Source organism: Caldicellulosiruptor sp. F32 (assembly GCF_000404025.1).
Taxonomy (GTDB): Bacteria; Bacillota; Thermoanaerobacteria; order Caldicellulosiruptorales; family Caldicellulosiruptoraceae; genus Caldicellulosiruptor; species Caldicellulosiruptor saccharolyticus.
In genome coordinates, this window is record NZ_APGP01000036.1 from 1 (window position 1) to 13971 (window position 13971).

19 protein-coding genes and 1 tRNA gene are annotated in these 13971 nt (G+C 35.5%); all 20 read right to left on the reverse strand.

The genetic code is table 11. The annotated features are described in order from the left end of the window. A partial coding sequence (locus tag H964_RS04015) for a flagellin N-terminal helical domain-containing protein (RefSeq protein ID WP_039764855.1) occupies nucleotides 1-749 on the reverse strand: 749 nt, incomplete at its 3' end. A gap of 431 nt (nucleotides 750-1180) precedes the next feature. Then, complete coding sequence (gene csrA, locus H964_RS04020; protein ID WP_039764858.1) at nucleotides 1181-1423, reverse strand: carbon storage regulator CsrA; 243 nt, start codon at nucleotides 1421-1423, stop codon at nucleotides 1181-1183. Between the two features lie 12 nt (nucleotides 1424-1435). Next, the gene (gene fliW, locus H964_RS04025; protein WP_039764860.1) at nucleotides 1436-1894 is read right to left on the reverse strand and encodes a flagellar assembly protein FliW; all 459 of its coding nucleotides are present in this window, start codon (nucleotides 1892-1894) and stop codon (nucleotides 1436-1438) included. Between the two features lie 16 nt (nucleotides 1895-1910). Beyond that, nucleotides 1911-2033 (reverse strand): hypothetical protein, encoded by a 123-nt coding sequence (locus tag H964_RS13160; RefSeq protein ID WP_272943678.1) that lies wholly within the window; start codon nucleotides 2031-2033, stop codon nucleotides 1911-1913. After that, the gene (locus H964_RS04030) at nucleotides 2030-2407 is read right to left on the reverse strand and encodes a DUF6470 family protein (protein WP_039764862.1); all 378 of its coding nucleotides are present in this window, start codon (nucleotides 2405-2407) and stop codon (nucleotides 2030-2032) included. The genes H964_RS13160 and H964_RS04030 overlap by 4 nt, the downstream gene beginning before the upstream one ends. A gap of 37 nt (nucleotides 2408-2444) precedes the next feature. Continuing rightward, entirely contained in the window at nucleotides 2445-3392 is a 948-nt protein-coding gene (flgL, locus tag H964_RS04035; RefSeq protein ID WP_039764864.1) for a flagellar hook-associated protein FlgL, read from the reverse strand. Nucleotides 3393-3416: 24 nt separating this feature from the next. Continuing rightward, nucleotides 3417-4988 (reverse strand): flagellar hook-associated protein FlgK, encoded by a 1572-nt coding sequence (gene flgK / locus H964_RS04040; protein ID WP_039764865.1) that lies wholly within the window; start codon nucleotides 4986-4988, stop codon nucleotides 3417-3419. Between the two features lie 25 nt (nucleotides 4989-5013). Then, nucleotides 5014-5502 (reverse strand): flagellar protein FlgN, encoded by a 489-nt coding sequence (locus H964_RS04045; protein WP_039764868.1) that lies wholly within the window; start codon nucleotides 5500-5502, stop codon nucleotides 5014-5016. Nucleotides 5503-5585: 83 nt separating this feature from the next. After that, nucleotides 5586-5873 carry a flagellar biosynthesis anti-sigma factor FlgM gene (gene flgM, locus H964_RS04050; RefSeq protein ID WP_039764893.1) on the reverse strand — a complete coding sequence of 96 codons (288 nt, stop codon included), beginning with the start codon at nucleotides 5871-5873 and terminating at the stop codon, nucleotides 5586-5588. 75 nt (nucleotides 5874-5948) lie between these two features. Next, complete coding sequence (locus H964_RS04055) at nucleotides 5949-6389, reverse strand: TIGR03826 family flagellar region protein (protein ID WP_039764870.1); 441 nt, start codon at nucleotides 6387-6389, stop codon at nucleotides 5949-5951. Between the two features lie 19 nt (nucleotides 6390-6408). After that, a complete protein-coding gene (locus tag H964_RS04060) occupies nucleotides 6409-7107 on the reverse strand; it encodes a ComF family protein (protein ID WP_039764872.1) in 699 nt (232 codons plus the stop codon). A 127-nt stretch (nucleotides 7108-7234) separates the two neighbouring features. Continuing rightward, a complete protein-coding gene (locus H964_RS04065; protein ID WP_051109302.1) occupies nucleotides 7235-7954 on the reverse strand; it encodes a SigF/SigG family RNA polymerase sporulation sigma factor in 720 nt (239 codons plus the stop codon). Beyond that, nucleotides 7920-8402 carry an anti-sigma F factor gene (gene spoIIAB / locus H964_RS04070; protein WP_039764895.1) on the reverse strand — a complete coding sequence of 161 codons (483 nt, stop codon included), beginning with the start codon at nucleotides 8400-8402 and terminating at the stop codon, nucleotides 7920-7922. The genes H964_RS04065 and spoIIAB overlap by 35 nt, the downstream gene beginning before the upstream one ends. A 35-nt stretch (nucleotides 8403-8437) precedes the next feature. Further along, nucleotides 8438-8767, reverse strand: coding sequence for an STAS domain-containing protein (locus tag H964_RS04075; RefSeq protein WP_039764877.1), 330 nt, complete (start codon nucleotides 8765-8767; stop codon nucleotides 8438-8440). A gap of 170 nt (nucleotides 8768-8937) precedes the next feature. Beyond that, nucleotides 8938-9011: transfer RNA gene (locus tag H964_RS04080), tRNA-Gly, on the reverse strand. Nucleotides 9012-9088: 77 nt separating this feature from the next. Next, on the reverse strand, nucleotides 9089-9484 hold the full coding sequence (locus H964_RS04085; protein ID WP_039764880.1) for a VOC family protein: 396 nt from the start codon (nucleotides 9482-9484) through the stop codon (nucleotides 9089-9091). Between the two features lie 2 nt (nucleotides 9485-9486). After that, nucleotides 9487-10344, reverse strand: coding sequence for an ATP-dependent sacrificial sulfur transferase LarE (gene larE, locus H964_RS04090; protein ID WP_039764882.1), 858 nt, complete (start codon nucleotides 10342-10344; stop codon nucleotides 9487-9489). A gap of 121 nt (nucleotides 10345-10465) precedes the next feature. Next, the gene (gene hemL / locus H964_RS04095) at nucleotides 10466-11749 is read right to left on the reverse strand and encodes a glutamate-1-semialdehyde 2,1-aminomutase (protein WP_039764885.1); all 1284 of its coding nucleotides are present in this window, start codon (nucleotides 11747-11749) and stop codon (nucleotides 10466-10468) included. A 2-nt stretch (nucleotides 11750-11751) separates the two neighbouring features. Continuing rightward, a complete protein-coding gene (gene hemB, locus H964_RS04100) occupies nucleotides 11752-12729 on the reverse strand; it encodes a porphobilinogen synthase (protein WP_039764887.1) in 978 nt (325 codons plus the stop codon). Further along, nucleotides 12719-13971: uroporphyrinogen-III synthase (locus H964_RS04105; RefSeq protein WP_039764890.1), on the reverse strand; the 1253-nt coding region annotated here is incomplete at its 5' end. The genes hemB and H964_RS04105, both read right to left, overlap by 11 nt.

The following is a 13971-nucleotide window of genomic DNA, read 5'->3' on the forward strand; positions in this document are numbered from 1 at the left end:
ATTAATATATTATTCTTTGTAAATGCCATCATTTCCTTCGCCATATCAACATCCCTAATTCGGCTTTCTGCAGCAGTCAAGTTTTCTGCAGATGTTCCTAGGTTATTAATTGTATGCTCTAATCTGTTTTGATAAGCACCAAGTTTAGCTCTCAACTCAGAAATATATTTGATACCACTATCAATCGTAGAAATAGCAGCATCTGCACCAGTTTGAGTAGAAATATCAACTCCACTTACCCCGACAGAAGAAGCATTTACAGCTGATATAGTCAACGTTATAGTTTGCGACGAATTTGCACCAACGTGAAATACCAAAGCAGTTGATGCAAAACTTCCCGATACAATCTTTAATGTGTTAAATTCAGTATTATTTGCAATCCTGTCAATTTCGTTTATCAACTGCTCAACTTCAAGTTGTAGAGCATTTCTATCATCAGCTGTATTGGTATCGTTCGCAGATTGTACTGCAAGCTCTCTCATTCTCTGTAGGATTGAATGGATCTCATTAAGTGCTCCCTCAGCTGTTTGAATCAATGATATACCATCTTGAGCATTTCTTTGTGCTTGGTTCAAACCACGGATCTGTCCTCTCATCTTTTCTGAAATTGCCAAGCCTGCTGCATCATCGCCCGCTCTGTTGATTCTCATACCAGATGAAAGCTTTTCAAGTGATTTTGATAAAGCATCATTGTTGATTGTCAACCTGTTATAAGTATTAAGCGCTTGAATGTTATTATTAATACGCATCTTAAAACACCCTCCCTGAATTTAATTTTTTAGCTTCACGTCCCTGTGAAGCTTTATTTTGTTTTCAATAAGATTATCGGTAAGACGGTTTTAAAAGTTTAGAGGGTAAAGAAAAATTTTTTCTTCACTAACTATAATTCCAAGTTCTTTGCTGTCGGTAAAAAGATATCTATCATCAAAACTGTATTTCTAATAGCTGGGTCAGATATATATCTTCTCTGCTTTGCTTTCAAAATATTTTTGCATTTTGTAATGTATACTTTTAATTTTTAGCCCAAAAATATAAAGTATACTTTGTATTTTCAAGCTAATTTTTTAAAGTATACTTTAAAATTTTGAGCCTATCCAAATAAAATAATCCCAAAAAATAAAAAAGGCAGGTTTCGACCTGCCATAAGGAATTCTTCTTAACTTTTTTGATTCTTTCAATTTCATCCTTGCTCATCGAACAAAATCTCCTTTAAATCTTTAATCTTATTGAGTCTCTCTCTTCCCTGCAACGCTTCAACATTTTCGCTCTTTACCTCTTGAAGTAGCTCATATCGCAAAACCTTTATATTTTTTGGGGCATCTATTCCAAGTTTTACGCTATCTTTTTCTATGCTGATGACTTTTATGATTATATCCTCTCCAATTAAGATCTGGTCGCCAGTTTTTCGCGAAAGAACAAGCATCTTTTATATACCTCATTTCTGCGGGTTTGAATTTGAATTTTCAAAGAGGTAATATCTCAGAGGATACCTTTCATCATCTAAAAGATATTGCATACCCTTTTTCTTGTTCACATTTATAATAATTGGAGCTTTGAGATTTACCCTTGTTTGTTTTACATCCTCCGGGATTACAACAATGCAAAAAACTGCAACATCGCTTTCAGACTGTATCTCAAGCTTTTTCAAAACTTCATCGCTCATATCAAATTCATAGTCTGGTTTTATTTCAAAAGGATTGATTATTACAAAGGCAATATCTTTGTCTTCAACCGATTGAAGCCAGTAAAATGGACTTTCGTTTTCTTTTATGATGACAAATTTTTTTAAGTTCTCAAATGCAGGAATACCTTCTTCAAAGGATATTATATTTTCTTCATTTACTTCAAGCTCTCCAAATACCCTTGACTGGACTTTAGACTTTTGAACTACCATTTCTTATTCTCCCTTTTTATAATTTTAAATAGCGATTATCTTCAAAATCTACAAAAGCAATACTTTTAAATCTTTCTATTCTTTTTATCCTAAACATTATTTTGCTTATCTTATCTACTATAACCTCTTTCCCGTTCATATTCTCACATCAACCTTACCCATCTCAAAATCTATATAAACCTTGCCACCTTCAAAGTAAATCTCTGGGCGGCTTTTTGGTATTACATCAACATTGTAGTCATAGGTTGGGAAAGCTTCTTCTATACATATGTCAATTATAGGATTTCCACCATCTTCAATTCTGGCAAGTCTGTTGCCGTTTTCAGCTGTCTTTTGTATATATCTTAAAACCTGTTCATATCCTTCTTTTGCAGCTTTTCGAACAAGGTAATCTGTTGAGCCAAGGTTTACCTCTTCCCAGCACCTGTCTTGGTTAATTTTTACTCTTACATGTTCCTGGGAAAGTTTTACCTTTACGAACTCCTGATGAATTTGAATCCTTGCAATTTGCATTTTTAGCACTTCCCCAAGTTTTTCTTCCCAATGCTATTTAGAATCTTAGAAAATCCAAAAGTGTTGGTGGCAAAATGTGGGCACCTGTTTGAAGTGCTGCTCTGTAAACATTTTCGGCGGTCTTTAGCTGCATTATTATCTCTGCCATATCAACATCTTCATTGTTGGAAAGCAAAGTAGTAAAGTTTACATTGTCATCACTCAGCCTATTTTTAATAAGTTCAAGCCTGTTCTGAAGCGCACCAACATCGCCGCGCTGTGCAACAACATTGTCTATGTGCCTGTCTATGTCGCTCAAAAGAGAGTTAACAGTACTAACATCACCATTGTTCAATGCATTAATTAAATTATCTAATACTTTAAACATATTACCTTTATTCACATCTGTCTCTCCTTGGATGTAGAAAACTTGATTTGCTGTTTTGTTTATCTCTATAAAGTTTGCTTTCATAACCTCATACTTAATTATATTCTTGCCTGTTGCAAGGTCAACTGAATAACCCCCACTTGACGAAAAATCACCTGTGTCAGAAAAAGACCCATCAGAGTTTAGCGGCGCTGTGTCTGTTTTAAATCCTGAAAAGATATACCTTCCTGCATAGTTTGTATTCCCAACCTGAATTATATGCTCTTTTATCTGCACGACCTCTTTTGCAATCTGAGCCATGTCCTCTTTGGTGTTTGTCCCATTTGCCCCTCTGACTGCAAGCTCCCTGATTCTTTGCAAAGATTCTGTAATATCCGCAAGAGCACTTTCTGTCATGTCAACCCAAGATGTAGCATCATCAACATTTTTCTGAAGCTGCTCTATTTCAGAAACGTCAGTTCTGAGCCTTAGCGACCTTGCAGTTATAACAGGGTCATCAGATGGGTATCTAATCTTTTTGCCTGTTGCCATCTTGTACTGTAAATCGTCAAGCCTTGCAAGGTTTTTATTAAGGTTTATAAGGAAATTGTTTACCATCATATTATTGGTAATTCTCATTTTATCTCACCTCAAAGCACTAAATTATCTTCCCACAATTCCAAGCCGATTGATAAGTACATCCAGCATCTCGTCAAATGCATTTATCATTCTGGCTGAGGCTTGAAATCCGTGCTGGTATTTAATTAAATTTGTCATTTCTTCATCTATAGAAACACCAGATAGAGCCTGACGTCTGTTGTCAAGCTGGGTGACCATAACTTTCTGGTTTTCTGCAAAGTTTTTTGCACCTTGTGAGTCAACACCAAGATTTGAAATAAGCGATTTTATAAAGTCTTCAAATTTACCTTCTTTAAAGATTGATGTATCATTTCTAAGCTGTAGCATCTTCACAACAAGGTCATTACCACCTGGAAGATTATCAGGGTCAGTTGTCGTTGCAATATTGTTCAAATCATTCATTATATCGTCTGAGACTTTAATATACCTTGCAAAGAAAAACTCCCCAGAATTGACAGGCGGTTCAAAAAAGTTGATCCCCGTATTTTGTCCATTTAAAGAATATCCTTGCGTGTGAAGCTCATTAAACTTTTCAATGAGTATTTTTGCAAATTCATTTAATCTATTTAAATAATATGGAATCCCTGTAAAGCTATTTTTGTTCGGCACATCAACACCGGCAATCGCATCTTCATCAAGACCACCAACACCATCTCGCATATCCAAAAGTCCTTTTAACTCACCAGACTTTATATTCAAAACCTGTCCTGTATCCTTCCACATAACAACAAAAAGTCCTGGGACGTCGTAAAGATTTTGCTGAGAAAGTGGGTCGTCAGGGTTAAACCCTGTTGGCTGGCCATTTGAGTCGAATCCACTTTTTCTCATAATTTTCGATTTGTCTGTCTCAAGCTCATACACTGTAAAGTGATTCACAAGTGTCTCTCCACCTGCTATTTGGACAATAAACCTGCCATCTTTGTCTTCATAAGCAGTTGTGTCAACAATCTTTGAGAGCTTGTCAACAAGAAGATTTCGCTGATCGCGAAGGTCGTTTGCCTTTTCGCCTCGAAGTTCTAAAACAAATATCTGCTTGTTCAAATCTGCAATCTGGGAGGCTATGCTGTTTATCTCCAAAATCTTGTCATAAACTTGGTCATTTAGCTCGCTCTGCAAATCTTCAAGCTGTTTGTACATTTTATGTATCGCATCAGTCAAGGCTGAAGCTCTCTGGCGTACCAAAGCTCTAACTGTTAAGCTCTCTGGATTTTTTGAAAGCTCCTGCAAGCTTGAGAAAAATTGATCTATCACAGCAGACAAGCCTGTATCACTCGGTTCATTGAATATAGCTTCAATAAAATTCAGGTTATCAGCTTTTATTTCGTACTCTCCCTGGCGTGAATATTCGTTTCTGTATTGCATATCCAAAAACATATCTCTTATCTGCTCAAGGCTCTGAACATCCGCACCCATGCCAACCTGAAATTTGGGGCTATAAAAGCCAACCTTGCTTGATGGCGGATTTGACTTTACATTCAAAACCTGCCTTGTATATCCTGGTGTTGAAGCATTTGCAACGTTGTGTGATGTAACCTCAAGCCCTTTTCTATTTACATAAATTCCTGTCCTGGCAATCTCAAGGCCATAAAAAGACATCTTTTTCAGCTCCTTTGCTACTTTTTTAAAGCTTTACATCAAACAGGTTCTTTTTTGTGATTTTGTTCTGACCATCTTTTTGGTAAGTTGTGTCATCGGTGAAATAGGAAGAAATCAAATTTGTCATGAAATCTATATATTCAAGTGAGGTTTGAATAAGCCTTAAATTCAGATCATTTACATTCTTTATTTCGCTGATAACCTTACTAATAGAATTTTTTATGTCAATTAACTTCTGCTTCTGCTGACCTTCACAAATTTCTACTAAGTCATCAAGTGATGAAATTTCTACACTTTTTTCTTTTGATATCTTGGCAATTAAGCCTTCTCTTAAATCTTCTAACTTGTTTATCTCCTCTGCTTTTTGTCTTTCAATTGTTGACTGCTCTATGAGGGCTGATATGTTATTTTCAACTATGAATTTTGTTTTAGAGCTGTAGATTTCAAGTATTTCTTTTAAAATGTTGTGTTCTTTTTCTAAAATTTCAATTACACTATTTACATCTTGATTCATGAAAATCAACTCTTTCCTAACTAAATTTTATACAATAAATATAAAGGCTGCTAAAAATTCAAAAGCAGCCACCGACAAATTTTTTACCATGCGTTTTTCGCTTGCTTATATTCCCTTATTAGTTTTTCCACAACGTCCTTGGCACTTACATTATAAGTGCCTGACTCAATTTTACTTTTTATTTCATTTACCTTTTCCTCTCGAATGTCAGGTGTTGACTTTATAGCATTCAGGATTGCCTGAAAATCCCTTGCTTCACTTGAGATTTCAAGTTTATCTGCACTTTTTACATCTTGCTTCTTCTCCACTTTGTTTACTCTTATGCTGCTACTGTATATCTGTAATATCCTCATCCTATCTTCTATCCTCATAGCAAATCCCATCCCTTGCACTCAACATCCTCACTTAATATATCGTTAGAATTTGCAAAAAAGTTTAACAGAATTTTATTTTTCCTCGTCCTCTTTAAAATCTTTTGAAAGATATCTATAACCTCCTTCTTTTCTCTTAGCATACTCCTCGTTCTTCTTCATACTCTCTCGAAGCTTTTTATCGTCAAGATAACTCAAAAACCTTGTTCCAACCTCTCTTTTGCACTCATCACAAAGCCTACCTGTTTTTATAGCTTTTCCGCATCTTTCACACTCTAAGATGATATTGCTCTCACCCACAATTTCAAGTCTTTCCTCTTTTAAAAATCTTAAAATCTTCTCAGGTGACACACCTGTTGCATTAGACACCTCTGGCAATGTGGCACCTGGATGCTCATATAAATACTCTTTTACCTTTTTGAAATCCTCTTCTTCTTCTTTTCTACACTGAGGACAGATAGGAATTCCATCATATAGGTAAAGCTTCCCACACCTTCTACAATTTCTTACATCCATTAATCACAACCCCCTATTTTTATCCTCTTGATAGTTTTGTTATTGCTAAAACAGATACATACACCTTGTTCGCACCACTTTTTAACAACACCTTTGAGCATTCATCTGCTGTTGCTCCAGTTGTGAAAATATCATCAACAAGTAGAACTGTCTTTCCCTTCACAATATTTTCATACCCCTTTTTGAAGGCAATTCTATTTTTTATTTCCCTTCTTCTTTCCTCTTTTGAAAGGTTGTAAAAGGGCTTTGTAGTCTGCGTTCTTTTTAGAGCATCAACCAGAGGTACTTCCAACGTTTTTGATATATTCTTTGCTAAAAGGTAGGAATGATTATATCCCCTTTTTAAGTACCTCTCATAACTTATTGGCACAGGGATTACAATATCTATGTGCACATTAGAGCTTATTATTTTGTTTGCCATCAGATTTGAAAATGTTAAAGCATTCTGGTAAAAACCCCTATACTTGAAAAGATGAACACCTTTTCTAACAACACTTTCATAATAAAAAACGGGAAAGACCTTTTCAAAGGAAAAACTTTCTTTTTGACAGTTTGGACAAAGACTGTAGACAAAGTCACCAATTGGAATTCCGCATTTTCCGCATGTTTTGCCTTGGATAAACCGTATAAACTTTTTGCACTCATCACATGGGTCATCTCCCACCTTACCACAAAATGAACAGCGGCGAGGAAAGAAAAATTGGATTAGTCTTTCCATTTCTCAAAGTTTAAAACTTAATTTATTTTATCTATATTAAATCACAAACAATTAAAAAATTCCAGATATAAAAAAATAAAAGACACGCATTTTTCCGACTGCGTGTCAAACTGAAATTTTATTATTTTCATAGAAACTCTCTCTTTATCCTTTCCAAGGCTTTTTTTTCAATCCTCGAAACATGCACTTGTGATATATTGAGTTCTTTTGCAATCTCAGACTGTGTTTTGTTTTTAAAGTAGCGCATAAATATTATGTAGCGTTCACGTCCTTTTAATTTTCTTAACCCTTCCTTCAAAGCCATTATGTCTAAAAGTCTGCTTGAGTAGTCCTCATCAGCTGCGATGTCCATAAGTGTGATAGGTTTTCCTTCTTCTTGGTTTATAACCTCATTTAAAGATGTGACATCAAGTGATGCATCTATGCAAAGCAAAATATCATCTTGGCTCAAACCTGTTGTCTCTGAAATCTCGCTAATTGTTGGCTCTCTGCCGTTTTGAAATAAAAACTCATCGCGAAATCTCTTGAGCTTGTTCTGGTTTTCCTTTATCTTTCGTGAAATCTTTATTTTACCATCATCTCGTAAATACCTTTTTATTTCTCCAATTATCATTGGCACAGCGTATGTTGAAAATCTGACATTGAAGCTTAGGTCAAACCTATCAACAGCTTTGATAAGTCCAATACACCCTATCTGGAACAAATCATCAGCTTCAATTCCTTTGACTACAAACTTTTTGACAATGCTCCACACAAGCGCAAGATTGTTTTCAATGAGTTCTTGCCGCGCCTTTTTATCACCGTTTTTTGCCTTACTTATCAATTCCTCCTGGGAAACTTTGCTCAATTTCCACTCCCTCGCTCTTTCGTTTTTTAATGGCTTTGAACATCCGCACACATGTACCCCTGCCAACCTCTGATGTAACCTCAACCTTATCCATAAACGTCTCCATCACAGTAAAACCCATACCAGACCGCTCTTCATCAGGCTTGGTCGTGAAAAGCGGCTGGCGTGCAAGCTCAACATCTTCAATTCCCTTGCCAAAGTCAATTACCTCAATCTCAACAACAAAATTTTCATAAATCTTTCCTTTTATTATTATTTCCCCAATTTTATCCTCATATGCATGAATTATTGAATTTGTTACAGCTTCAGATACAGCAGTCTTGATTTCTGTAACCTCATCCAATGTTGGGTCAAGCTGGGCAACAAATGCAGCAACAGCCACCCTTGCAAACGCTTCATTTTGCGATTTAGAAGGAATTTTAAGTTCCATATAGTTTAAAATTCTCATTGTATTTCCTTCACATCCTTTCATTTTACAAAAATTTAGCTCAAAGCCTCATCAATAGTTGTATATTTCTTTATCAGCTTTTCTATTCCACAAGTTGAAAGAAGTCTGTTGATATAGCTTGAGCTGCAAACCAAGACAAGTTCTTTTGCAAAAGTCCTTGCAGTTTTGAACCTTCCGACCAGAAAGCCAACACCTGATGAGTCCATAAAGGTAAGCTCTGAGATGTCAATTACCACTTTTTGTACCTCAGGACTTACTATTTTCATGTCAAATCTTAACCGAAATCTATCTGCATTATATTGATCAAGTTCACCTCTTATCTTTAAAATCAGCGTCCCTTCCATCATAATTGCTTCAAAATCCATTTTTTTGCACCTCGATTTGAAAGTTATATTACTTCTAATTCTATATTACCCCAAAAAATCCTTCAGTATTTTATGTAATATTTTGTCGAAATAGAATATTTTGCTTTATAAATGCAAAACAAAAAACCCTCAATGGTTCTTTAGCCATTGAGGGGTATGCTTTCTTTATCTGGAGCGGGTGATGGGAATCGAACCCACGCTACCAGCTTGGAAGGCTGGTGTTCTACCATTGAACTACACCCGCTCTTATTTGCTTGCCCTTTGCACAACAAATATTATAATATCTAAAACAATTGTTGTCAATAGCTATTCTCAAGTAAATTATTTGAGAGAGTAGTTCAAACCCCACGTAACACCAAATTTATCAGTCACCACTGCATGAAGAGCTCCCCAGAAAGTTTTTTGTAATTCAAACTTGACACTTCCTTGTTCTGCAAGGTTATTGTAAATTCTTTTTATCTCTTCTTCAGATTCACATTCAAGAACAAGGTGGATATTGCTAATATCAGGTTTATCATCAAATTTATCTGCTAAATAGACCACCAATTCTGGGGATAAAAAAAGCTCTGCATGAAGTACTTTTCCTTTGTACTGTTGAAATGCTGGAACGTTATCAGTCATCTGGACATTCTTTACCTCTGCACTAAATACATTTTTGTAAAATTCCAAAGCTTGAGTGCAGTTTTTGAGATGGATTTCAGGAATAAGTTTTTTCATTTTTACACCTCACTTAAGTTCTTTTCACTAACATTTTTTATACTCAGATTCATGCTTCCTGTTCTATAACCTTCTAAATCTAATGTTACATAAACAAATCCTATCTCTTTTAGTTTGTTCTTAACATTCTCAATTATTCTTTCATCTAAAAACCTGCCAAATTCCTCTTTGCCTATTTCAATCCGGGCAAGTTGATTGCCATGAAACCTGACTCTTACCTGTCTAAATCCAAGTTCAATTAAATAGTCTTCAGCCTTTTCTATCATTTCAAGCTTCTCTTTTGTAATTTCCTCACCATACGGAATTCTTGATGAAAGACAAGCATATGCCGGTTTTTGCCAAGTAGGAAGTCCTAAATATTTCGAAAGCTTTCTAATATCTTCTTTGGTTAGCTTTGCAACCTTAAGTGGACTTACCACATTCAGCTCACACGCCGCTTTCATGCCAGGCCTAAAATCATTCAAATCATCAAAGTTTGAACCATCCGCAACATGCTCAATTCCATGTGCCTTTGCTACTTTCCATATCTTTTCAAAAAGCTCTTTTTTGCAGTAATAGCATCTATCAATAGGATTTTTATTAAATCCCTCAATTTCAAGCTCTTCTGATTCTATAATAATATGTTTTGCTCCTATCTCTTTTATAAACTTTTTGGCATCCTCAAACTCTCTTTTGGGATAAGTAGATGATGTAGCTGTGACGGCTAAAGCCTTTTCACCTAAAACATCATAAGCAACTTTGACTAAAAATGTACTGTCAACACCACCTGAATAAGCAATAGCAACACTTCCTAAGCTTTTCAAAAAACTTTTGAGATTTTCATATTTTTCTTTTAATGCTTCATCTATTATTGTATCCATAATATGACCCTCCTGCATATTATTCAAATAAAAATTATTTCGATAGATTTTGTATGAATTTATTTTACACATAAACTTATTTTATATCAATATCATTTCGCAAAGCTGATAAAAAGCTACATCAAAGTTTCTTTACAAACTTTGCAAAACTTTCAGCAACCTCAGCAAACTTTTCTATATCACTTTCAGTATGTGCACTTGACAAAAACATTGCTTCAAACTGAGAAGATGGAATATAAATGCCATTTGTTATCATATATTCCGCAAACTTTTTAAACATACTTAAATTGCTCATTTTCGCCATCTCGAAATTTTCAACCTTCTCAACTCCAAAGAAGACTGTCAGCATTGAGCCAACTCTGTTGATGCAAAAAGTCAAATTGGAATTAGAAAGGACTTTTGCCAAGTTGCCTTCAAGTTTTTGTGCCAGTGATTCTAAATAGGTATAAATATCAGGATTTTCTTTAAGCTTCTTGATGGTAGCATAACCTGCACTCATCACAATTGGATTGCCCGACATAGTACCTGCCTGAAAGACATTTCCTTGTGGTGCTAAGCACTGCATTATCTCTTTTTTGCCACCAACTGCGCCGCAAGGAAGCCCTCCACCAATTATCTTTCCAAAAGTTATAAGGTCCGGCTCAACATTATATATAGCTCTTGCACCTTTCAGTGAAAGTCTAAAACCAGTTATTACTTCATCGAAAATCAGAAGACTGCCATGGAGGTTGCAAATTTCTCTTAGGGCTTGCAAAAACTCTTTTTTGGCAGGTACAACACCCATATTCCCTGCCACAGGCTCGATTATAACAGCTGCTATCTCATCTTTGTTTTCTTTAAAAGCTTTTTCTACTGAATCTAAATTGTTGTATTCAACCACAATTGTATTTTGTACAATGTCTTCATCAATTCCCTTTAATCTTAGCTCTGCTACTGCTGACCCTGCTTCTTTTAGAAAGATGTCATGATGACCATGATAACAGCCTGCAAATTTCACTATTTTTTTCTTCCCAGTATAGCCTTTTGCAAGCCTTACAGCAGTCATTGTAGCTTCTGTCCCTGAATTAACAAATCGAACCATATCAATTTGGGCTGTCTCACACACAAACTTTGCCATCTTGTACTCTATTTCTGTTGGAGCACCAAATGCCATTTGATCTTCCACCACTTCTTTTATCCTATTTACAACATCAGGGTCACAATGTCCTAATATCATCGCACCCCAGGACAGAACAAAATCAATATATTCATTGCCATCAATATCAAATATACGGCAGCCTTTTCCTTTTGATATGACAGGCGGTGTAATACTCAAATTTTTAAATGCACGAACTGGACTGTTAACCCCGCCTGGTATATATCTTTTGGTGTTGTCAAATACTTCTTTACTTTTGTCAAGTTTCATTTTTAAAGCTCCTTTCCATTCAATATCTTTGCAGCCTCTAAAGCATGGTATGTTATAATTGCATCAGCACCTGCTCTCTTTATCGCAGTCAATATCTCAATCATAACCTCTTTTTCATTCAAAAAACCAAGCTTGCCAGCACTTTTTACCATAGCATACTCGCCACTAACATTATAAGCTATAATAGGAATATTAAATTTCTCCTTTGCAGCAGAAATTACATCAAGTGATGTCAAAGCAGGTTTTATAATTACTGCATCTGCACCTTCTGAAATGTCAGCTTCTATCTCTCGCAGAGCTTCTCTTTTGTTTTGGTATGGCATTTGATAACTTTTTCTGTCGCCAAAAGCAGGCCGTGAGTTTGCTATATCTCTAAATGGTGCATAAAGTGAGGATGCAAACTTTGCACTGTATGGTATGATGGGAGTATAAATAAATCCATGACTGTCAAGTTTTTTGCGGATAGCGGCAACTCTTCCGTCCATCATATCAGATGGACAAATTATATCTGCCCCTGCTTTTGCATAGGACAGTGCTATTTCACTTAAAACTTCTATTGTCTTATCATTGTCTATTTTATCGCCTTGCAAAATACCGCAATGTCCATGAGATGTGTACTCACAAAGGCACACATCTGCAAACACCAATATATCTTCGGAATATTCTTTTATTTTCCTTATTGCCTGCTGGACTGCTCCATCATCCTTTGTAGCATAACTACCCATCTCATCTTTTTGTGAAGTTACACCAAATAAAATTACACCGCCAATGTCAGCTTTCTTGACTTCAATCAAGACCTCTTGTAGTCTGTCAACAGATACCTTCACTATACCATCTAATTGTGGCATTCTTTCAAACACGTTTTTACCATCATCGATAAACAGGGGAAAAATAAACTCTTTGCTGTAGAGTCTTGTCTCACAAAAAAGTTCTCTTAAAGCCTTTGTCTGTCTTAATCTTCTTAATCTTTTAAACTCCATTTTTGACAACCTCCAAAATCTTATTTACTATTCCCTCATCAGTTGCCTCATCACAAGTAATACTTTGAACACCAAAACTTTCTAATGTCTTTTTTGTGTGTTCACCGATTGAAATGACTATTTTATTAAAAAGTATCTCTTTCCCATAGCATTCTATAAAGTGTCTAAACATTCCTGAGCTTGTAAATACATATATATCCGAATCGTAAACTGCATCATTTGGGTTTTTAAAAAACTCCATTGAATATGCAAAGATGGTGTCAACCTCAAATCCCAAGCTTGTGAGGGCATTTTTAAGATAATCTCCTGCTATTTTAGACTGAACGGTTAGTATCTTTTTGCTTCTATCAACTTCATTTGCAAAAATCTTGATTAAACCATCTGATGAATGCTCATCTGGAATATATTTTACTCTAAATCCTCTCTTTTGGAGTGAAAGGGCAGTTTTTTTTCCTATTGCAGCAAAATCACCTCTTATGTTTCTCACATCTATATTTTTTTCAATCAAGTAGTCAAAAAAACTATCAACACCATTTACACTTGTAAACACTAATATATCATACTCTGGCAAAGAGTTTAAAATTTTATCAATCTCCTCCCTATGGAGAACCAGTTTTGAGCAGCAACCATCAATAACGTCCGCACCAAGACTGAATAGCAAACTTTTTATATTCCTTGAGACACTTTTTGGACGTGTGATACAAATTCTCTTACCAAATAAAGGCAAACTCTCATAAAAAGAAAGCTTATTTCTAAATTTTATAACCTCACCTATTACAAATACCATTGGGGGTGCAATTTGATTTTTGAACTTTCCAGTTGCAAAGTCTTCTAAATACCCGCTAATTACTTTTTGCCGACCAGTTGTTGCATTAATTATTGCTGCAGCAAGGGTTTGAGGCTGTTTGCCGTGTAAAATCAGTTTTTGTGAGATACTTTCAATATTTTCGGCAGACATGAGAAATATTAAAGTTCCATCAAGTTTAGAAATTATGTTCCAATTCAGTTCTTCATCATCGCACGTGTGCCCAGTAAACACATGAAATTCACGTGCAAGCTTTCTATACGTAATAGGAATACCCGCAAAGGTTAAAGCAGAGTAAAATGAACTAACACCAGGAATAATTTCAAAAGGTATGTTATTTTCAAATAGTTTTTCTGCCTCTTCTGCTCCCCTTCCAAATATATACGGGTCTCCACCTTTTAGCCGAACAACATTAAAACCCTTTTTTGCGTAATCTA